Origin of the sequence: Acinetobacter sp. IK23 (assembly GCF_035615275.1) — a bacterium.
Classification (GTDB): domain Bacteria; phylum Pseudomonadota; class Gammaproteobacteria; order Pseudomonadales; family Moraxellaceae; genus Acinetobacter; species Acinetobacter seifertii.
In genome coordinates, this window is the sequence record NZ_JANBNX010000017.1 from 22,111 (window position 1) to 43,462 (window position 21,352).

The window sequence follows — 21,352 nt, forward strand, 5'->3', positions numbered from 1 at the left end:
AATGGCAAAATTATTTGAAACGGTTAATTTTGATTTGCTACAACTGGTCAATAGAATTGTAATAGCCCCAATGTGTCAGTATTCGGCAACTGATGAAGGCGAAATTACTTATTGGCATGAGCAGCAATGGGCAAATTACGCATTGTCAGGAGCTGGGCTATGTATTGTGGAAGCTACGGCTGTACAAGCGGAAGGTCGAATTAGTTATGCAGATCTTGGACTTTGGAATGACCAACAAGGTGACCAGATCAAAACTTTATTGGGGAAAGTTAAAACACTTTCTCCTATGCCATTTGGAATTCAGTTAGCGCATGCTGGACGTAAAGCATCGACTGAAAAGCCTTGGTTGGGTAAAGGTCAAATTGCAAAAAATCAGCCACATGGCTGGCAAACGGTTGCCCCAAGTACAAGTACTTTTTCGGTTCACGATGCTGCGCCACATGCATTAACAATCGATGAAATTAAACAAGTTCAACAAGACTTTGCTGCTGCTGCAAAACGTGCAGTAGAAGCTGGCTTTGAGCTAATCGAAGTACATGCAGCACATGGTTACTTACTACATCAATTCTTATCGCCAATTGCCAATCAGCGTACTGATGAATATGGCGGTTCTTTAGAAAACCGTATGCGTATGGCGCTTGAAGTACTTCAGGCAATTAAACTCGCGGTGCCTGAAGGCTATCCAGTAGGAGTACGTCTATCTGCATCTGACTGGATGGATGGCAATGAACAATGGGATATTGAATCTACAGTTGGATTATCAAAAGCTTTAGAGCAATTGGGAGCCGCTTATATTCATGTGTCTAGCGGTGGTTTACATGAACTTCAAAATATTACCATTGGAGCGGGCTACCAAGTTCCTTTTGCCGAACAGGTTAAGAAGCATGTGTCTATTCCTGTGATTGCAGTAGGACTGATTACCGAGCCAGAACATGCTGAACAAATTTTAGAAACTCAGCAAGCTGATGCAATTGGCCTTGCTCGTGCTATGTTATATGACCCTCGTTGGCCGTGGCATGCAGCAGCTACATTGGGAGCAAAAGTTAAAATTGCACCTCAGTATTTGCGTTGTCAACCACATGGATTAAAACAGCTTTTTGATTCTTTTTAGTTGATCAGCGGGCAAATTAAGATTTGCCCGTTTTTATTTTCAGATGAGTGAGGGAACATTCTGTGGTTTTTCAGGTAATTTTACCAATTTTAATTTTATTGTTGATGGGGTACTGTAGTGTCCTCATTAAATTGGTAACACCTGAGCAGATTAGGGCCCTGAGCGCATTTGTTATTAAAATTGCTCTTCCTGCATTTTTAATTCAGTCTTTAGCCAATAAAAACTTACAAGAGATTTGGCACCCATTTTATTTTATTGCTTATGGTGGCGGCTCTTTAATCTTGTTTTTTCTTGCTTTTATTATTTATCGAAAGCTTTTTAAAAACAGCCTAACCCATAGTGCCGTCATATCGATGGGTGCTTCTATGTCAAATACAGGATTTATGGGTACCGCTATTTTGACCATGCTCATGGGTAGTCATGCTGCAATCTATATATCTTTAACTTTAATTATTGAAAATTTATTAATCGTCGCTTTAATGCTCATTTTGGCTGAAGCGGGATTACAGCAACAGCAACAGCTTTTTCCTTTGCTGAAAAAGACATTTATTAATTTACTTAAAAACCCCGTAATTATTGCAATTTTGGTTGGCATGAGCTGTATTTTACTCGGCATTCATCTGCCTTCAAAACTTGGGCAAGCTTTAGAACTTTTAGGAAAAACAGCCTCACCTTTAGCATTATTTGCTATTGGCGGCAGTTTGGTTGGTATAGGAATTACCGCCGTGAATTTACAAAGTATATTGTTAGCTGGGTTTAATGTCATTCTTATGCCAGCTGTGATTTTTGGATTGTTTCTTTTATTGCCAAATGTAAGCCGTGAAATGCTTTATGCAGGAACATTAATTGCAGCGCTGCCGATGCCAATTGCTTTTGGTATTTTTGGACAAGCATACGGTTTAAATGAAAAGGCGTTAACACCTTTAATGATAAGTACCATTATTGGTTTTATTGGAGTAAGTGGGCTTATCGCTTTGTGGTGGTAAAACAAAAGCCCCATACGGGGCTATTGTTTCTTTACTATTTTTTAGGTGCGGACTGTGTAGGTGCGGCCGCAGCTTGTTTATTCTTCTCAGCAATAATCTTTTCGACTGAAGCTAAAGATTCTCTAGCGTTAGGAACATTTTGATTGGCAAGTTCAGTAAAGATCTTTTTGGCCTCAGGTAAATTTTGTGGAATGATATTGCCATTCGCCATCATGGTCGCTAAAGCCATAGATGCTGGCGCATAACCTTTTTGGGCGATCGCTTGTAATGCTTCAATGCCTTGGCGTTTCATTAACGGATTTTTATTTTCGACACCTTGGCTAATATCATAAAGTGCTTTCACCTGAGTAGCTGGATAGTTACCTTTTCTGATTAAAGGCGCTAGCTTTTGTAAAGCAATTTGATGAGACTGTGGCTTTTTCTGAGCAAATAAAATGGTCGCAATTTTTACCGTTGCATCATCAGAGCCTTGAGCTGATGCTTTCTGTACATATTGGCTAAATTTATTACTATCTTTTGCAACGCCTAACTCACCAGTTTCATAAATCTGTGCAATTCTATAACTGGCCTGAGCATAACCTTTGTTTGAGGCATCTTCATAATATTTCAGAGCTTTAGCATTATCTTTGGCAGTACCTTGGCCCATTTGCGTCATATAGCCTAAGTTATAGATCGCTTGAGCATTTCCTGTCTGTGCAAGACGCTGGACTTCTTGAAAGGCAGCAGGATAATTTTTTGCTGCATACAGTTGTTCTGCCTGTTTAAAGACATCATTTTTTGCCACAGATGCTGTATTGTCTGCCGCAAAAATGGAAGAACTTGAAATGGCGATTAGGCTGGCGATGAGTAATTTCTTCATTTCTTTTTAACCTTTTACTTCGTAGCTACATCATTCCGTCGATGTATTGAATCAACTCAACTTCTCATCATAAATAGTGATGCATGAAAGTAAACAGCCGATTTGTATATAAAACGATGTCTATAAAGCAAACTGTGGAGAAAAATGATATGCCACTCTAGCTAAGAGAGTGGCATATAGACTTATTTTTCTGACTTAAGTAATGCTTCAATTTGTTTTGCATCACTTGGTACACCAGAGATTCTTTGTCCATCTTGCAAGAACAGGGTTGGTGTTCCATCGATATTTAATTTTTGGCCTAAAGCGATATTCTTTTGAATTGGACTTGAGCAGCTTTTGCTATTAGTCGGCAATTTGCGATTAAGCATATAGTTAGTCCAAGCTTCAGACGAATTCTTTGAACACCAGATTTGATTTGCAACTTTCTCAGCATTTGGGTGCAAGCTAGTCAGCGGATATAAGAATACATATACCGTTACGTTATCCACCCCAACCATATTTTGTTCTAAACGCTGACAGTAAGGGCAATCTGGGTCACTGAAAATATAAAGAGTACGCTCACCTTTACCTTTTACATATTTTATCGCCTGATTTAGGGGGAGGCTTTTGACATCAATTTTACCCAATTCGGCAATTCGTTCTTCTGTCATATTTTTTTGTTGTTTGATATCAACTAAATTGCCTACAAAAAAGTATTTAGCATCTTGATTGGTATAAACAATACGACCGCTTGTATACACTTCATAAATACCTTGCACAGGTGATTGATAAACACCTTTTACAGGTAAGTCTGGATAATTTGTCTTCAGATTTTGTTCAAGTGTTTTCACATCAGCATGAGCAGAACCGAAAAAAGCCAAACTCAACATGAGTGTAGCAAGTTTAGTTTTCATATTTTTTCTCTTAGATTTCAACCTAGATTATGATGGCATAGAAAAATTAAAAAATTGATGCCCTAATTAAATGAATTTATTAGAATTTTGTATCTATAAAAAAGCCCATAGAGTCTCTAAGGGCTTTTTATTTACTAAATATAATTACTGTGGTCTAGCCACATCACCACTTAATGCTTCTGGCAAATCGAGGACTTGAAGACCGAGTTCAGCTAGAGCGGCTGGTTTTGCAACTACTAATGCAATATATCCGTCAGTGGTTTGAGTACTATTTACTACTTCAATATCGTTATTTAATTGAGTAGCTGGAGCAGGTGCTTCATCTGTACCTTGAACTAGATGCAACCAGTGTTTTGGTTTTGCTTTAAACCAAAGGCGTGCGACAATTTCTTGACCTAAGTAACAGCCTTTATCGTAATTGACGCCTTCACGTTGATGTAAACGTAATTCTTGTGGTTGGAACTCATGTTCGGTCGCTTGAGCAATCCATGCTTGCCCCGTCATGATGGCTTGTTTTTGCCATTCGGAAACATCAGTTTCTGTAGAGCTGAACTCAGTGTGACCATTTACAACTTTTGGAAACACAGCGCCTTGTTCACTTAAAGTCATTTTTGAAAATGCGCCATATTTTTTAATATGCTTGGCGAACTCTTCAGCTTGATCTTGAGTAACAACAATCTCAAAACTTTCAGCGTTCAACTTTTTCAGCCACAGGCCAAAATGAATACGGCCTTTAAGATCACAAATGGCTGTATAGCGTGTTTCATTTTCAGCTAAACGTTCAGTATCGACAGTCACTTGACCTTGTAAAAACTTCTGTGCATCTACACCGTTTAATGCATAAGAGGAGAAAGCGAGCAGACTCATGATTAATCTCAAATTCAATATGTTTCATTATGATTGCTGACTATTTTGCTCCATTTTTACTAAAAAATCAGCCTTAGTTTTCGTAATTTAGTTTTGTTTAAAATAAGCTGATTAGGTTGAAAAAACACCAAAAATATACGTTAAAACACTTTCTAAAGTTTAAGCTAGTAAACATTATTTCTATAACTTAAATGGAATTAAAAATAAGGAGAAGATCATGGCAACAGGTACAGTAAAATTACATCGCGTATTTAAAGCACCTGCTGAACGTATTTATCGCGCATTTCTAGACCCAGATGCTTTAGTTAAGTGGATGGCTCCTCACGGCTTTACTGCGAAAGTTCATAGTTTTGATTCAAATGTAGGTGGCTCATACAAAATGAGTTTTACTAACTTTTCGACAGGATCAACACATTCATTTGGTGGAACTTATGTTGAACTTATCCCAAATGAGTTAATTCGTTATAACGATCAATTCGATGATGCAAATTTACCTGGTACGATGCAGGTGACTATTACATTAAAGACTGTACTGGTCGGCACGGAGGTGCATATTACTCAAGAAGGAATACCCGAAGTTATTCCTGTAGAGGCATGCTATTTAGGATGGCAAGAGTCTTTGTCGTTATTGGCACTTTTGGTGGAAGCTGCAATTCCGGATCAGTAAAAGAATTTTATTTTTCTAAAAAAAAGAGTAGGTCGTAAGACTTACTCTTAACATAGCTCTAATTGGTTTTGTTGTTCCAATAATTTAACTATGGCTGAAAAATCGACTTGTTGTGCATCAGGTCGGGAAACCTGATTAAACTGTTGTTGAATTAGACTAAAAGCTGGCAGTTCTAAATTATTTTGAGTAACTAAATTTAGTGCTATCCCAATATCTTTTTGTAATAAATCTAAAGCAAAAGTTTTTTCAAATTTACGGCTTAAAACACGTTGCATCATAATATGTTCTGAAACATTGCTTTTGCCACTAGAGTGGTTAATGCAGTTCATTGCGGAATGTAAATTTACGCCTTGAGATTTAAGAATGCTCAAACCCTCTGCTAGCGCCCAAAGATGTGTTGCCATTAGTGTGTTATTGATAGCTTTTACTGCAAAAGCAGCACCGCTTTCGCCGACATATTCAATTAAATTAGCAAATGCTTGAATGATTGGTTTTGCTCTTTTAAAAGCAGACTCGTTACCTCCGACCATTACCGTGAGAGTTCCTCGTTCAGCCCCAATCGTTTGTCCTGAAACTGGTGCATCTAAATAATCAACTCCACTTAATTTGAGCTGTTGACTGAGTTTTCTTGCAGTCTCTGGCACACCGCTAGTGCAGTCTACCCAAATACAGCCTTGTTTTAGTTGAGAATCCGCAATTAAATTTTCTACATCTTGGCTAGTCGGTAGGCATGAAAAGATAATATCTGCTTGCAGAGCTTGTGTCAGGTCTACAGCCTGCGTACCAAAGGTTTGTTCATGTTGCTTTGCTTTGGCAAAAGTACGATTCCAAACATAGACTTGGCTACATACTTGGGTTAAATGGGAAGCCATGTGCCATCCCATTGCACCTAAACCGATAAATGAAGCACTTTGAATCAAGGAGTTTCTCCAGAATTAAAGGTGTGGGACAGAATTAAGCGGTTCTACTGATTTTTCAATAGATTGACTTTCGGATTTTTCCGTTCTGTTGAGTAATAGGTTAAGCACAATTGCTGCAAGTGTCGCAGTTCCAATACCCCCTAAGTCAAATGGCCCAATATGTAGACTTAAATTACCAGCACCCATAATCAAGCTGACTGCTGCAATAATTAAAGTACTATTTTTGGTGAAATCAACTTTGTTATCGATCCAAATTTTTGCTCCAGCTACAGTAATTAAGCCAAAGACAACAATGGACGCACCGCCTAATAGAGCAACAGGGATGGTGCTAATGATTGCTCCAAATTTAGGGGATAGACCGAGTAGAATTGCAAATAGTCCCGCAATCACAAAAATAGTCGTTGAATAGACTTTAGTTACAGCCATCACACCAATATTTTCAGCATAAGTCGTCATACCTGTACCACCAACAGAAGCTGATAAACTTGTACAAATACCATCTGCAAAAAAAGCACGACCCATATACGGCGATAAATTTTGTTCTGTCATGGCAGAAACAGCTTTGAAATGTCCTAAGTTTTCAGCGACTAAAATAAGCGCAACAGGTGCAATCAATAAAATAGCTTTGGCATTAAAAACAGGTGAGTGAAAAGTGGGTAGGCCAAACCATGCAGCTTGACTGATCGCATTAAAATCGATGGGTTTGCCTAACCCTAAGATATTGGTGAGTAGAAAATAAATAAAATAAGCACTGATGAGCCCGATGAGTAATAGAAGGCGGCGAATCATACCTCTTGTAAAAACAGCAACGGCACTAATGCATAAAATGGTAATGACTGCCATCCACGTATCAAAGCTATTTGTCGAAACGCTTTTAATTGTTACAGGTGCAAGGTTTAAACCAATAATCATCACAATTGCACCAGTGACCACGGGTGGCATGAGTTTTTCAATCCATGCAGTTCCAGTTTTCATCACAATTAAACCGATGCAAGCATAAATCAAACCGCAAATGATTGTACCGCCAAGCGCCACAGCTAAATTTGGATTTGCTCCAACCCCTGCATAGCCTGTAGCGGCTGCGACTGCGCCAATAAAGGCGAAGCTTGATCCGAGATAGCTAGGCATACGCCCACCTGTCATTAAAAAGAACAAGATGGTGCCAATACCAGTAATAAAAATGGTGAGGTTCGGATCAAAGCCCATGAGTAACGGGGCTAAAACAGTTGCTCCGAACATCGCAAAAGCATGTTGTAACCCCAAAACAATACTTTTACCAGGAGGAAGATATTCATCAATTTGTACGGGAGTTTCTAAATTACCTGTGTGCGGCTTAAATTTAGGAAGCCAAGATTCTTTTGTTCGCATAACAGATCCTCTTTTTCATTTTTTATCTGCATTAGCATGCTGTTTGTAATTCGCAATAATTGCGGTTGAAGTACATAAGTGCATTAAGTCCACTTTGGTGTTTCATTGCTTTGACCGAACAAAACAAGACATCATGACTACCGATACTCATGCTTTGTACAATTTCACAATCAAATGATACCAAGGCCTCATTCAAAATCGGAGAACCAGTGAGTAGCTTGCTCCATTCCCCATGAGCAAAGCGTTCTGGCATTGGTGTTTTTCCACCGAAAATTGTAGATAGCGTACTTTGATGGGCAGCTAAAGTATTGACACAAAGTACCTCATTTTGTTTAAAAGTATTAAAAACTGATGCTGAGCGGTTGAGACAAACCAATAGTGTCGGCGGTGTATCTGTTACGCTACATACAGCGGAGGCTGTAAAGCCAGCCTGTCCCGCAGGCCCATCTGTCGTGATGACATTCACTGCTGCTCCAAGATTTGCCATGCCTTGTCTAAAAGTATGCTGATCTACTTCTAAGTGTGTTGAGCATGTTTGAGCCTGCTGAATCGTAGATGGAGTTAAAACCTGTTTCTCTTCTGTTTTTTGCATGATTGCTCTCCAACCCCAATGCATGATCATTACAATGAATCGAGGCTAAAACATCACATTAGTGATGATGCTGAAGGTTTTTATCAGTGACATCGTTTATCCCACATGGGCAATCGATGCAATTTCAATTAAGGCATCGGGTTTCACCAAGCCGCACTGGATACAAAAGCGAGCAGGTTTGTCACCCGGAAAATATTCTGCATATACCGTATTCACTGCGGTATAGTCCGCCCAATCTTTAATGAAAATGGAATTGAACGTTACGTCATCCATGGTGCCACCCGCAGTTTCAATCACTTTTTTGATTGTTTCTAAAATATGGCGAGTCTGTCCTGCAGCATCACCAACACAAACCACATTATTATTTTCATCAAAAGCTAATGTGCCTGAGACATACACAATATTGTCTGCTTTGGTTGCAGGAACATAGGGTGCAAGTGTTGCCGATGTTCCTTCAGGAATAACAACTTGTTTAGACATAAGATGCTCCAAATCAAAAATTTTAGATAAAATTAAATGTATGAATTAGGCAGATTGCTGTAGCAATGTTGATGCCGAACTAAAGGTTTCAATAAAACTATTGGTGTCAGATACCCAGCCAAAAAAAGTTTTAATGTTATATAGCGCTGCGTCGTGAGCCTCTTGAGGTCCGGCTTGATAGCAAGCATCTTTAAGTGCAACACCGAAATATTCCAAAAAGAAACCATCACGTAAGGTCGACTCGACACAGACATTGGTGGCAATACCAACAAAGACCAAATTACGAATGCCACGAGCACGTAAAATGCTGTCGAGCGCGGTGTTAAAGAAACCGCTATAACGTGGCTTTTCAATAATGATGTCTTGTGGAAGTGGTTGTAACTCATCAATTAAAGCAAAGTCCCAACCGCCTTTAGATAAAAGTTGGCCTTGTAATTCGGGGCGTTTACGCATGGTTTTTAAGGCATTGGATTTATGAAAATTTGGTGAGCCTAAACCACCAGCCTCAACGTAGTTTTTATCCCAACCATTTTGGAAATAGATGACCTGAATCCCTGCACTATGTGCAGCATCGATCGCCTTTTTAATATTTTCGACTACAGGCTTAGTCTTTGAGACATCAAAACCTGCTAAATCTAAATACCCACCTAAAGAGGTGTAGGCATTTTGCATATCAATCACAACAAGTGCAGTTTGTTCTGCTGCTAGTTGAATATGTTCAGGTTCTGCTTTTAATACTTTGCCTGTACCAATCTGTGCCGTGAATTCTGCACACACAATATTAGACATTTCATTCATGCGCTTTTCTCCAAAACAGTTGGTTCGGCTTGCTCTGCCAGTTCGGTAACGACACTTTCACGACATTTCATGAGCGGTTGAATGCGTTGACCAAAATCTTCTACACCTTGTACAAAGTCATCAAAGGTCAACAAAATTCCTTCTGTACCTTCAATCTCGGAAATCTCATCAAGCATTTTTGCGACATTTTTAAAAGAGCCAACAATGGTGCCCATATTGATATTGACTGGAGAAACGCTAGAGGCCATGTGACGAATATTGGTGTCAGTGCCAGACACTTTATCTTTTGCACCTTGGTCTTGTAGCCAACGAATAGCTTCCATGTCCGCACCATCGTTATAGTGTTGCCATTTCTGCATTGCAGAAGCATCTGTTTCGGCTGCAATTACCATAAACAACACATAGGTCTGTACATTGCGTCCAGTTTTGTCAGTTTGAGCTCTTAAGCGATCATTAATTTCGGCATAGGCTGTCGGTGTGTTTAAACCTTTTCCAAAAACAAAGTTGTAATCGGCATATTTTGCGGAAAAAGCTAAACCAGCATCAGACTGTCCTGCACAGATAATTTTCATATCAGCTTGAGGCCGTGGTTTGACCTGACAATCATTCATCTGGAAAAACTCGCCTTTTAGGTCTGACTTCCCGGTTGCCCAAAGTTCACGTAAAACTTCGACATATTCAGATAAGTAGTCATAGCGTTTAGCAAAATATTCATCGCCGGGCCACATACCCATTTGGGAGTATTCAGGCATTTGCCATCCAGTCACGACATTTAGTCCAAAGCGACCGTTGGAAATCGAGTCTATGGTCGATGCCATACGTGCCACAATTGCAGGAGGCATGACTAGTGTTGCTGCGGTTGCATAAATTTGGATTTTACTGGTGACGGCAGCGAGACCTGCCATGAGGGTAAATGTTTCAAGGTTGTAGTCCCAAAACTCAGTTTTTCCGCCAAAGCCACGCAACTTAATCATGGAAAGGGCAAAGTCAAAACCGTAGTGTTCAGCACGTTGTACAATTTGTTTGTTTAACTCAAAGGTAGGTTTATATTGCGGTGCATTTTCTGAAAGCAGCCAGCCATTATTTCCAATTGGACAAAAAACGCCGATCTTCATCTTGATTCCCCATCGTGAGTTTAGGAAGTCGAACTGAAAGTTATAAAAGATATAATTTTCAGTATTTGTTTGTATTTTTAATAATGCATAGTGCGTGCCAACTTTAATATCTAAATACTTATCAATGTCTTGAATTTATTGTTTGGTATAATTTTTATCAAATAGTAAAAAATAATGCGGTTATGCACCAAGCAGGAACTAACTTGCTTCATTGTGCATCATTTGATCAATTTTGCTTTTGGAGTGCGTATTACATTCATTGTTCTGAGACAGTAGAACAAAAAAGGCGACATTGAAGTCGCCGTGTAGAACTAAGATATTTCTCTTTTGAGATTAAAGAGAGTGGTATGGACTTTAATCATTCCACCCGACAAGCCTCTTCAAAATTTAAGCGAGGAAGGCGAGTATAAACTTTTTGAGGGTCGCCATAGCCGATATTAATGATGAGATTAATATGATGATTTGTCCCTGCAAAAAATAGCTCATCAACCAGTTTCGCGTCAAAACCAGACATTGGACCTGTATCTAAACCTAAACTACGGCATGCCATAATTAAATATGCAGCTTGCAATGAACTATTACGAAAGGCAGTTTCATGTGCTACGGCTTCACTTGATGTAAACCATGATTTTGCATCGGCATAAGGAAATAGTTCTGGCAGTTTGTCATAAAATCTTGCATCGGTTGCAACCAAAACAGTGACAGGAGCTGTCATCGTCTTTTCTACATTGCCAGACAACAATGCTGGCTTGAGTTTTTGTTTAGCTTCAGGTGTTGTTAAAAATACAAAACGAGCTGGGCTACAGTTGGCAGAAGTCGGTGCCATTTTGACCAGATCATAAATTTGTTGAATTTGCTCAGGGGGGACGGCTTTATCTAACCATGTGCTGTGGGTTCTAGCTTCTAAAAAAAGTTGATCTAAAATATTTAATGTTTTTGCATTCATGATAAAGCCTTAATACTGTAGAAAAATTGGATGAAAGTTTGATTTAGTGGTTGAGACTCGGTCACTGTGGAAGCATGGGCACCAGAGGGTAAAATGCAAAGTTGACCATGACCGAGTTTGGTAAAAAGATCTTGTGATTTATGTACCGGAACTAAAAAATCATCTTGATTGGCGACGATATGAATTGCTGTGTCTTGTAGTGCCTGTACGTGCTCTGTCTGTAATTGAAAATGCATTAATGCTTTGAGTCGGGCAAAGACATTTGTCTTAGGTGGAAAACTTTGGAGTTGAATATCTTCAGTACTTTTAATATGGCTATGATTCTGAGAAATCCAGGCTGGAGGATACAAAAATAATGCCTGTGCACGCACATAGGCTTCAGTACCTGCTGACGCCAATAATGCGATACGGGCATCAAAACATTTTTGTGTATGCGCATCTAGTTTGTCCCACGCATTAATCAGTGTCAGGCTGAGCATGGTAATTGAGCTAGATTTCAGTTGCTTTGCGAGTTCCATTCCGATGATGCCACCCAAAGCATGCCCGATCATATGGAACTCATAAATTTGAAGATGTTCTAATAAGTGTAGTACTTGATTTGCCATGTCACACATATGGTAGTGTGCAGGTAATAAAGCACTGTCTTGGTGACAGCCTTCTTGGTCATAAGTCACGACGTTGAAATGTCCACTCAATGATTCAAGCTGTGGACTCCAAAAACTAGCATGACCACCTAACCCAGATGACAAAATCAAATAAGGGGCGTCTTCCTGAGAGTAACATGGATAAATATAATATTTCATTTTTTACCATTTGATAAAATAATGAAAAGTTCAAAAGCAATTTATATGCCTGAATTAATCAAAAATGGCAAATTGAGATAATATTTTGTGCAAAAGATTTAGATTGTAGAAGCAGGCAAATCACTGTAATGGTTAAACCAATAATGTCTAGATTCAGCAGAGTAGAGGTCAGAAATGGATATCCAAATTAAAAGAATTTATGAAAATGCTGACCCTAGTGATGGGAAACGAATATTAGTTGATCGGCTATGGAGCCGCGGAATAAGTAAAGAAAATGCTCATTTAGATTTATGGTTAAAAGAAGTGGCGCCTTCAACTGAATTGCGCAAGTGGTTCCATGCGGCAACGCCAGATCATTGGGAAGAATTTAAGCGATGTTATTTAAAAGAGCTAGAAACCAACTCCGCAGTCGAAGAGCTACAGCACATTGCGGTAAAACATACAGTTACGCTTTTATATTCAGCAAAAGATGTGGAAAATAACCATGCAATTATTTTGAAAGAATATTTATTAAGTAAAAACTCAAAATGAATGTATAAAATTTTTTTTGGTAAAAGTCTTTTATTTAAAACTTTAAAAATGAGTCATATCTCGCATAATATACTTTTTGAGATTTTTTTATGTCTTTGCCAAATTGCCCAAAATGCCAATCAGAATATACTTATCAAGACGGCGACTTACTAATTTGCCCTGAATGCTCACATGAGTGGAAGGAAGGGGGAGCTTCAATTGCTGATGAACAAGAAGTGATTAAAGATGCAAATGGTAATGTCTTGGCAGATGGCGATAATGTCACTGTGATTAAAGATTTAAAAATTAAAGGTTCATCTTCGGTTGTAAAAGTAGGAACAAAAGTAAAAACAATTCGTTTAGTTCCAGATGCAAGTGATGGCCATAATATTGATTGCAAAATTGATGGTATTGGTCAGATGAAATTAAAATCTGAATTTGTAAAAAAAGCTTAATTTGTTAATTTTAATTACATCTTGGTAGAGGTACTCATGTAGCCTTTACCTTTTTAACTTTCAACATCCTTATAATTTTATTACGATAATGTATAAAAAGTAGTCTATCCAAAGTTGCACACCTCATTTATATTGTCATCAATAACAAATAACTTTCGTCCAGAATAATAACGAAAGTCATACCCACATCAACAAAAAAACGAGGTTCATATGGCAGGATGGTACGAGATTTCACAAGCGAGTGATGGACAATATCGCTTTGTACTCAAGGCTGGTAATGGCGAAATTATTTTAAATAGTGAGCTATATAAAGCGAAAGCATCGGCAGTCAATGGTATTGAGTCAGTTCAAAAAAATAGTGGTGACGATGGGCGATACGATCGTTTAACTGCAAAAAATGGAAAACCTTACTTCAATTTAAAAGCAGCCAATCATCAAATTATTGGTACGAGTCAGTTCTACGCGAGCGAAGCATCACGCGACAAAGGGATTGAATCGGTTAAAACCAATGGATCTTCGACAACCATTAAAGATTTAACGGTTCAGGCATAAAATTAAATGTAAAAAAGCAGCTTCTAAAAGCTGCTTTTTTATTTATGTATTTATTAACGAGCTAATTTAGCTGCAAGTTCTTCTTTAGTTAAATTGCTCGCTTCAGCATCGCGGCGACCTTTATATTCAAAAGTACCAGCATCAAGACCTTTCTCACCAATCACAATACGGTGTGGAATACCCATTAACTCAAGGTCAGAGAATTTAACGCCTGGACGTTCGTTACGGTCATCAAGTAATACGTCAAAACCTTGAGCTTGAAGTTCTGCATAAAGTGCTTCAGCTGCTTCAAGAGTACGAGGTGATTTGTGTGCATTCATTGGAACAATTGCGATTTCAAAAGGAGCAATCGCTTGTGGCCAAATAATACCTTTGTCATCGTAGTTTTGTTCAATTGCAGCTGCAACTACACGTGTTACACCAATACCGTAACAGCCCATTGTTACTGTAAATGGCTTACCATCTTCACCTAAAACTTTACAACCTAAAGCTTCAGAGTACTTAGTACCAAGCTGGAAAATATGACCTACTTCAATACCGCGTTTAATTTGGATCGTGCCTTTACCATCTGGAGATGGGTCGCCTTCAACCACATTACGTAAATCAAAGACTTCAGTGATTTGCGCATCACGTTCCCAGTTTACGCCTACAGCGTGTTTATCAGCTTCATTTGCACCAGCAACGAAGTCAGAAAGAACAGATGCAGCGCGATCAACAATAACAGTTAAGCCTTTTTCAACTAAACCTTGTGGACCTGTAAAGCCAGCCGTTAAACCAAATGCTTGAAGTTGCTCTTCAGTTGCAAATGTAAGAGGAGCGGCAACTAAAGGATGTTTCTCAGCTTTAATTTCATTCAGTTCGTGATCGCCACGTAAGAATAGGGCAACTACAGGAACATTGCCTTTTTCATCAGCAACACCTTGAACTAATAATGCTTTTACTGATTGTTTCGGATCAGCATTTAAGAACTGGCAAACATCATCAATTGTTTTTTGGTTTGGTGTTTCAACCAATTTAAATTCTTGTGTAGGTGCTGCACGCTCACCCACTAAAACTGCCTCAGCCATTTCAACGTTTGCTGCATAATCAGATTCAGTTGAAAATGCGATGTCATCTTCGCCACTTGAAGCCAATACATGGAATTCATGTGAAGCTGAACCACCAATCGAGCCTGTGTCAGCTTGAACTGGGCGGAAGTCTAAACCTAAGCGAGTAAAGATACGGCTATAAGTGTCGTACATCACGTCATAAGTTTCTTGTAATGATTCTTGAGTTGCATGGAAAGAATAAGCATCTTTCATAATGAACTCGCGTGAACGCATTACACCAAAACGTGGACGAATTTCATCACGGAATTTGGTTTGAATTTGATAGAAATTTACAGGAAGTTGTTTATAACTTTTTAGCTCGTTACGTGCTAAATCGGTAATTACTTCTTCATGTGTAGGACCAAGCACAAACGGGTTGTCGTGACGATCTTTGAAGCGTAATAATTCAGGGCCGTATTGTTCATAACGACCTGATTCTTCCCACAAGCTTGCGGGTTGGGTCACGGGCATGAACACTTCCATAGCACCTGAACGATTCATTTCTTCACGAACAATCGCATCAACTTTTTTAAGCACACGTGTTCCCATCGGCAGCCATGTATATAAACCTGATGCCAATTTACGAATCATCCCCGCACGTAACATGAGCTGATGTGAAATCACTTCAGCATCGTTTGGGGTTTCTCTCAACGTTGCAAATAAAAAGCGGCTTGCGCGCATGGAAAAAGTCCTAAAAAAGTTAAGCGTTATAAAAACGCAGATTATACGATAGTCGCTGCATTATGACATGAATCGTCGAGTTTGACGCAGCAGAAAGTTTTTCAAGTCATCCAGATAAGTGAAAATGACGGGTACAACTACTAGTGTCAACAGGGTAGAGGTGATTACACCACCAATAACAGCATGAGCCATTGGTGCACTTTGCTCTCCACCTTCACCCAAGCCTAGAGCTAATGGAACCATACCCATGACCATCGCACTTGTGGTCATTAAGATTGGGCGTAAACGGGTTTTACCCGCTTGTAAAATAGCATCATAACGACTTTCCCCATGTTCCATGGACTTTTTAATAAAGTCGATAAGTAAAATCGCGTTTTTTGTTACCAGCCCCATAAGCATAATGATGCCAATAATCGAAAATAGATTTAGGGTACTTCTAAACAAGAAGAGGGCAAGAAATACCCCAATCAATGACAGCGGCAAAGATGCCATAATCGCAGCTGGGTGAATAAAACTATTAAACTGAGAACCCAAAACAATATAAATAAATACAATGGAAAGCGTAATAGCAGTTAATGCATAACCTGCAGACTCGGCCATGTCGGCATTAGCCCCTTGGGTATTGAAGGTATAACCAGCAGGCAACTTAAATGCTTTTTGCATTTTATCAATATCTTTCCCGATATCTCCACTTGGGCGTCCAGATGTATTAGCTTGAATGAGTACTTCACGTTCAAGATCGCGTCGATTAATTTGTGACGCGCCGAGTTTTTCCTCAGTTGTTGCTACCGCACTCAATGGAACTAATATTGATTGTCCATTTGCACCAGTTTTGTTTGAGTTGAGATATAGATTTTGAACGTCCTGAGGAAGCATGCGTTTGTCTTCATTTAACCGAATATTAACGTCATAGGTTTCGCCGTCACGATCTTCCCACGTGGTGACATTATCGCCTGCAATTAATGGACGGATTGCATTGGCAACTTGGGAAACAGACAAGCCTAAGTCACTTGCCAATACACGATTAATATGAACACCTAAAGTTGGTTTTGGCTCTTTTAAAGAGCTTTCTAAATCGACTACACCTTTAATTTTGCCCATTTCAGTCATAAACCGATTTGAAATTTTTTGCAGCTCATTTAGGTCAGTTCCCTTAATGGAAATCATGATAGGTTTTTGACCACCAGAAACTGAATCTTGAGCAGCAGCAACGGAAGTAACATGAATGCCCGCTACGGTTTGCAAACGATCACGGAACTCATTGTTGAGCGTTGCTAAGTCTGAACTACGTTGTTGTTTTGGTTTTAAAGTCACTCCTAAATCCGCATGGTTTTTCCCAGAGTTTATTGTGCTATTTACAACCCCGTAGGTAGAAACAACATCAGGGAATTGCCTAATAATTTGATCGACTTGATGTAGTTTGGCTTGGGTATATTCCAAAGAAGCATCGACGGGCGTCTCGAACTGAATACGAATTTCGCCTTTATCTGGGACTGGTACAAATTCGGTTCCAATAAGCTTTGATAAACCTAAGGCAGCGAATAGTGAAGCAATCGCAATAATGACTGTAATAAAACGAAAGTGCAGAGCAAGCTTCAACAACTTTTCATAAATATGGGTAAGGCCATCTAATAATTTAGAAATACGATTAAAGAAACGTTGTAGTCGACTTTCCTTTTTCTTTACTGGGTCTTTCCAATGTGCTGAAAGCATTGGGTCGAGTGTAAAACTGATAAACATGGAAATAAGAACAGCTGTACTTACAGTTACTCCAAACTGGTAGAAGAAACGCCCAATTAACCCACCCATAAAAGCAACAGGTAAAAATACTGCCACAATGGTAAGTGTGGTTGCGAGTACGGCTAAACCAATTTCTTTGGTGCCATCTAAAGCCGCAGTGACATGATCTTTGCCAAGCTCTGTATGTCTAACTATGTTTTCTCGAACGACAATTGCGTCATCAATTAACAGACCAATACTCAGTGACAGGGCTAACAGCGTCATCATGTTAATACTAAACCCAAAAGCCCAAATGAAGGTTAATGTTCCAAGCAGGGTAATCGGTAAAGTTAAACCTGTAATGACGGTAGAACGGAAAGAACCTAAAAAGAGTAAAACAATTAAAACTGCTAAGCCTGCCCCTTCAAGAATGGTACGAACAACGTCTTTAATTGAAGCACGAATACCTTTAGAGCTGTCTGCCACGACTTTATAATTTAAACCTGCAGGCATTTGAGCTTTTAGCTTCTCTAACGTTTGGTAAGTTTTATCGACGACTTGAATTACATTAGCATCTGAACTTTTTAAAATATCGATAGAGACAGCCGTTCTTCCATTATAAAAAGCACTAGATTGCAGTTCGGCTTGAGTATCTTCAACAGTTGCTACTTGTTTTAAAAAAATAGGGGAACCATTTTTATTGGCAATAACCAAATCACCAAAACCAAAAGGATGAATAACTTTTGATTGAATCTGTACAACGAGTTCAGAATTCTTTTGCTGTAAAGTTCCCGCAGGGACTTCTATGTTTTCATTTTTTAGCGTGTTAATAACCTGATCAATACCAATACCGTAGCTTTGCAATTGTTCAGGATGGATTTTTATACGGATTTGACGTTTAGCATCACCAAGTAGATTGACATTACCTACACCAGAAACGGTTTTAAGCTGAGGCACAATTTTTTTATCTACATACGAACTTAATTGAGCCAAGCTCATCGTATTCGACTCAAACACTACCGACATAATTGGGCTAGATGAAGGATCGTAGCGTTGCACAATCGGCGTATCAATCTCATCACGAAATTGAGCGATAACAGGAGCAATTTTGTCGCGCACATCTTGTGCTGCAATTGCAGAAGAGGTATCAAGATTAAACTCGGCAATCACCATCGAAGACCCTTCACTTGAACGTGAAGTAATTTGTTTAATGCCTGAAATCGTGTTGATTTGGTCTTCGAGTTTTTTGGTAATATCTGACTCAACCGCTTCAGGTGAGGCACCAGCATATTGCGTGGTAACGACTACGAATGGGAAATCTACATTAGGAAACTCTTCAACCGTCATGCGTTTCCAAGAGGCTAACCCGAGTACCATTAAGCATAGCATCATCATAATGGTAAAAACGGGGTACTTCACACTGATTCGGGTAAACCACATAAGCTATTTGCTACCTTATTTATTTTTTTCGGCTGTAAGCGTTACTTTTTTATTGATATCAGAATCTTCAAACTGGATACGACTTACCTGATCTGTACTTTGTAAACCTTGTACCAAAGCAATGTTTTCATTGTAACGTTGCTCAACTACGCGAATTTTGACCTTTTGAATAGTCTGATTGCGTATTACCCATACGAAAGGATCTTGTTGCAGGTTTTGAATACTATCTAAAGGAATGGTTTGTCCTTGATTGCGATCATTTTGCAAAATAATGCCATTAATAAATGCGCCGATACTGAGTGAATCAATTGCTTCTTTAGGGCTTGCAAAGAATTCAATTTGTCGACTATCTTGGTCCGCTACAGGTGAGACCCGAGTCAGTATGGCATGTAATTGTTTTGAATTACCCTGAATCTGATATTGAATAGAGCTACCGACTTTTAGTGCAGATTGTTGCTCAATAGGTAGCTTCGCTTGTATTTCTAATTGATCAGGATTAACGATTTCAAATAATGTTTGTCCAACCGATACAGTTTGTCCTGGTTCGACTTGTCGTTTAGTAATAACACCTGAAATAGGGCTCGTAATAATGCCATCTCGATTAGCTTTTTTAGCAATATCAACATTCGCTTGCTGGGCTCTAACACTTTCAAGTTGACCCTTATAATCTACTTGACTCTGTTCAAACTCTACACGGGCAATAAAGCCTTGATTGAGTAATCTTTGTTTTCGATTCATCAAATTACGTGCAAGCTCTGCTTGTGCCTGAGCAGAAGCAAGATTAGCCTCAGCTTGAGCTAAACGTGCAGCATTATCTTGATTATTTAATCTGACTAATACTTGGCCTTTTTGTACTTTTTGACCTACATTTGCATTAACGGATGTTGCTGTCGCACTGACTTGAGCTTGAATAGAACTTTGTTGTACTGCACGAATAGTTCCTGTAAAAGAGGTCTGAGTAGCTACGGAGCCTTCTTTTATAGAAATTAAATCTTGAGGGATAAGTTCAATTTTTTTAGGTTCAGATGCTGTTGTTTTTGGTGCGTCTTGCTGATGACATGCAGCTAAAATCAAACTCAGGCTAATTAAGCTTAATTTAAAAAAAGTAGAAGGGGTAAGATGCGTTGTGCGCATACAGCATCATCCTGTAGTTCAAATTTTATTTTGCCCCTATTCTTGATAAAGCTGTGCGCTTATTCAAGCTTTTTTAAACGTTCGATAATATTTTCATACTCATTGTTGGTGTGATTATAATTTTTTGAAAGTAATTCAAGTGTTTGTTTAACCTTGAAAATATTGGTTAGATTGTTTTCAATCAATGCTTTAAGCCTCTCAGGAACTTTTTCACCTTTACGGAAATATTCCATTTCCTGACGTTTAAATAAAATTTTATCTTGTTGCAAATGGTTGAGTTGTTCTTGCTGATAATTCATTTGTTTTTTTATTGCCAATAGAGCTTGGTCCCTTTTAATCACAGCAGTTTTACTATTGCTATATGCCTTTTTTAATTTGTTATCTTCCTCTCTGTATCGGGCTGATAATGCGCGTTGTGACGATTGATTTAAATCGGTCTCTGAATTATAGGGATGATTTCTTTTTATCACCTGCATATTTTGGTCGAGTGCTTCATAACCATGACGGATATGTGCAGGTGTTACGGATGTACTGATATTAGCAATCCCATGTTGGTCATAATAGCGATACCAAACAGCTTTAGGGGCATCATTTGCGGCAAACGTTGGGGAAGAGAAAAACAGTGCTCCACAAGAAGCAATGCCTATAAATACAGACAAGCAGTTCCTATAAAAGGCGTATTTCACCCGCTTATTCATAAAATTCCCCAAAAAAAGAAAGCTAAGCCACTTATTTTTAAATAGTTAATCTTAAATATATTAGTTATTATTTAACTGAATAAAAATATTAATATTATAAAAAAAATGATAATTTTTTCGAAAGTGTGATGAGGTTAAAAGTTATTGTTTATAAATGAGAAAGTAGACAAAAACCTTTCATTGAAAATAGAAGTATAGATATGTTAAAAATGCGTATAAATCTGTAAAAACAAATTTAAGTTAAATTGCATTTATATTTTATGTTATGGGGATGGAAGATTAAATGGAAGATGCGTTCCAAAATCTGAAAGTAATGGTTATTGATGACTCAAAAACTATTCGCCGTACAGCAGAAACATTATTGCAACGAGAAGGTTGTGAAGTGATTACTGCTGTCGATGGATTTGAAGCTTTATCTAAAATTGCTGAAGCGAATCCGGATATCGTTTTTGTAGATATCATGATGCCTCGTTTAGACGGTTATCAAACTTGTGCTCTGATTAAGAACTCTCAAAATTATCAGAACATTCCCGTTATCATGCTCTCAAGTAAAGATGGTCTATTTGATCAGGCAAAAGGGCGTGTGGTAGGTTCAGATGAATACTTGACGAAACCTTTTAGCAAAGATGAATTGCTAAATGCGATTCGTAATCATGTAAGTTCATAATTA

Annotated in this window: 22 protein-coding genes; 7 read left to right on the plus strand and 15 right to left on the minus strand. The window is 38.6% G+C overall.

Features of this window, described 5'->3' with window-relative positions:
- Position 1 precedes the first annotated feature (1 nt).
- Positions 2–1,111, plus strand: coding sequence for an NADH:flavin oxidoreductase/NADH oxidase (locus tag MSG95_RS12265; protein WP_077165598.1), 1,110 nt, complete (start codon positions 2–4; stop codon positions 1,109–1,111).
- 62 nt (positions 1,112–1,173) lie between these two features.
- On the plus strand, positions 1,174–2,097 hold the full coding sequence (locus tag MSG95_RS12270) for an AEC family transporter (RefSeq protein ID WP_077165597.1): 924 nt from the start codon (positions 1,174–1,176) through the stop codon (positions 2,095–2,097).
- A 34-nt stretch (positions 2,098–2,131) separates the two neighbouring features.
- Here the strand turns inward: MSG95_RS12270 and MSG95_RS12275 are convergent, their stop codons facing one another.
- From MSG95_RS12275 to MSG95_RS12285, 3 genes are all read right to left on the minus strand, one after another.
- Entirely contained in the window at positions 2,132–2,956 is an 825-nt protein-coding gene (locus MSG95_RS12275; RefSeq protein WP_077165596.1) for a tetratricopeptide repeat protein, read from the minus strand.
- Positions 2,957–3,138: 182 nt separating this feature from the next.
- Entirely contained in the window at positions 3,139–3,849 is a 711-nt protein-coding gene (locus MSG95_RS12280) for a DsbC family protein (RefSeq protein WP_077165595.1), read from the minus strand.
- Positions 3,850–3,993: 144 nt separating this feature from the next.
- The gene (locus tag MSG95_RS12285) at positions 3,994–4,716 is read right to left on the minus strand and encodes a YgfZ/GcvT domain-containing protein (protein ID WP_077165594.1); all 723 of its coding nucleotides are present in this window, start codon (positions 4,714–4,716) and stop codon (positions 3,994–3,996) included.
- Positions 4,717–4,930: 214 nt separating this feature from the next.
- On the opposite strand from MSG95_RS12285, the gene MSG95_RS12290 reads away from it, so the two are divergent.
- Positions 4,931–5,383, plus strand: coding sequence for an SRPBCC family protein (locus tag MSG95_RS12290; protein ID WP_077165593.1), 453 nt, complete (start codon positions 4,931–4,933; stop codon positions 5,381–5,383).
- A gap of 47 nt (positions 5,384–5,430) precedes the next feature.
- Here MSG95_RS12290 and MSG95_RS12295 read toward each other — a convergent pair whose 3' ends face one another.
- The 8 genes from MSG95_RS12295 to rutD form a co-directional block, all read right to left on the minus strand.
- Complete coding sequence (locus tag MSG95_RS12295) at positions 5,431–6,303, minus strand: NAD(P)-dependent oxidoreductase (RefSeq protein WP_077165592.1); 873 nt, start codon at positions 6,301–6,303, stop codon at positions 5,431–5,433.
- Positions 6,304–6,318: 15 nt separating this feature from the next.
- Positions 6,319–7,671, minus strand: coding sequence for a pyrimidine utilization transport protein G (gene rutG / locus MSG95_RS12300; protein WP_077165591.1), 1,353 nt, complete (start codon positions 7,669–7,671; stop codon positions 6,319–6,321).
- A 31-nt stretch (positions 7,672–7,702) separates the two neighbouring features.
- Positions 7,703–8,293, minus strand: a complete 591-nt coding sequence (rutF, locus tag MSG95_RS12305; protein WP_077165590.1) for an NADH-dependent FMN reductase RutF — start codon at positions 8,291–8,293, stop codon at positions 7,703–7,705.
- A 66-nt stretch (positions 8,294–8,359) separates the two neighbouring features.
- Positions 8,360–8,743: a pyrimidine utilization protein C gene (gene rutC / locus MSG95_RS12310; RefSeq protein ID WP_324624798.1), complete on the minus strand. Its 384-nt coding sequence runs from the start codon at positions 8,741–8,743 to the stop codon at positions 8,360–8,362.
- Positions 8,744–8,788: 45 nt separating this feature from the next.
- Positions 8,789–9,541, minus strand: a complete 753-nt coding sequence (gene rutB / locus MSG95_RS12315) for a pyrimidine utilization protein B (RefSeq protein WP_077165588.1) — start codon at positions 9,539–9,541, stop codon at positions 8,789–8,791.
- A complete protein-coding gene (gene rutA, locus MSG95_RS12320) occupies positions 9,538–10,656 on the minus strand; it encodes a pyrimidine utilization protein A (RefSeq protein WP_077165587.1) in 1,119 nt (372 codons plus the stop codon). The genes rutB and rutA overlap by 4 nt, the downstream gene beginning before the upstream one ends.
- A gap of 358 nt (positions 10,657–11,014) precedes the next feature.
- Positions 11,015–11,602 (minus strand): malonic semialdehyde reductase, encoded by a 588-nt coding sequence (locus tag MSG95_RS12325; protein WP_077165586.1) that lies wholly within the window; start codon positions 11,600–11,602, stop codon positions 11,015–11,017.
- Positions 11,599–12,405, minus strand: a complete 807-nt coding sequence (rutD, locus tag MSG95_RS12330) for a pyrimidine utilization protein D (protein ID WP_077165585.1) — start codon at positions 12,403–12,405, stop codon at positions 11,599–11,601. The genes MSG95_RS12325 and rutD overlap by 4 nt, the downstream gene beginning before the upstream one ends.
- 174 nt (positions 12,406–12,579) lie before the next feature.
- Between rutD and MSG95_RS12335 the strand changes: the two genes are divergently transcribed.
- From MSG95_RS12335 to MSG95_RS12345, 3 genes are all read left to right on the plus strand, one after another.
- Complete coding sequence (locus tag MSG95_RS12335; protein ID WP_077165584.1) at positions 12,580–12,936, plus strand: DUF488 domain-containing protein; 357 nt, start codon at positions 12,580–12,582, stop codon at positions 12,934–12,936.
- 89 nt (positions 12,937–13,025) lie between these two features.
- Positions 13,026–13,370 (plus strand): zinc ribbon domain-containing protein YjdM, encoded by a 345-nt coding sequence (locus tag MSG95_RS12340; RefSeq protein ID WP_077165583.1) that lies wholly within the window; start codon positions 13,026–13,028, stop codon positions 13,368–13,370.
- Positions 13,371–13,580: 210 nt separating this feature from the next.
- A complete protein-coding gene (locus MSG95_RS12345) occupies positions 13,581–13,922 on the plus strand; it encodes a YegP family protein (protein WP_039253226.1) in 342 nt (113 codons plus the stop codon).
- Between the two features lie 53 nt (positions 13,923–13,975).
- On the opposite strand, the gene MSG95_RS12350 is transcribed toward MSG95_RS12345, so the two are convergent.
- Genes MSG95_RS12350 through MSG95_RS12365 form a run of 4 tightly spaced genes read right to left on the minus strand, consistent with a single transcriptional unit; the run spans position 13,976 to position 20,682 of the window.
- Complete coding sequence (locus MSG95_RS12350; RefSeq protein ID WP_077165582.1) at positions 13,976–15,691, minus strand: proline--tRNA ligase; 1,716 nt, start codon at positions 15,689–15,691, stop codon at positions 13,976–13,978.
- A 60-nt stretch (positions 15,692–15,751) separates the two neighbouring features.
- Positions 15,752–18,850 (minus strand): efflux RND transporter permease subunit, encoded by a 3,099-nt coding sequence (locus tag MSG95_RS12355; RefSeq protein ID WP_004705770.1) that lies wholly within the window; start codon positions 18,848–18,850, stop codon positions 15,752–15,754.
- A 15-nt stretch (positions 18,851–18,865) separates the two neighbouring features.
- The gene (locus MSG95_RS12360) at positions 18,866–19,984 is read right to left on the minus strand and encodes an efflux RND transporter periplasmic adaptor subunit (protein WP_004705771.1); all 1,119 of its coding nucleotides are present in this window, start codon (positions 19,982–19,984) and stop codon (positions 18,866–18,868) included.
- A gap of 59 nt (positions 19,985–20,043) precedes the next feature.
- A complete protein-coding gene (locus MSG95_RS12365) occupies positions 20,044–20,682 on the minus strand; it encodes a hypothetical protein (protein WP_004705773.1) in 639 nt (212 codons plus the stop codon).
- A 283-nt stretch (positions 20,683–20,965) separates the two neighbouring features.
- Between MSG95_RS12365 and pilG the strand changes: the two genes are divergently transcribed.
- The gene (gene pilG, locus MSG95_RS12370) at positions 20,966–21,349 is read left to right on the plus strand and encodes a twitching motility response regulator PilG (protein WP_000389061.1); all 384 of its coding nucleotides are present in this window, start codon (positions 20,966–20,968) and stop codon (positions 21,347–21,349) included.
- The last annotated feature ends 3 nt before the right edge of the window (positions 21,350–21,352 follow it).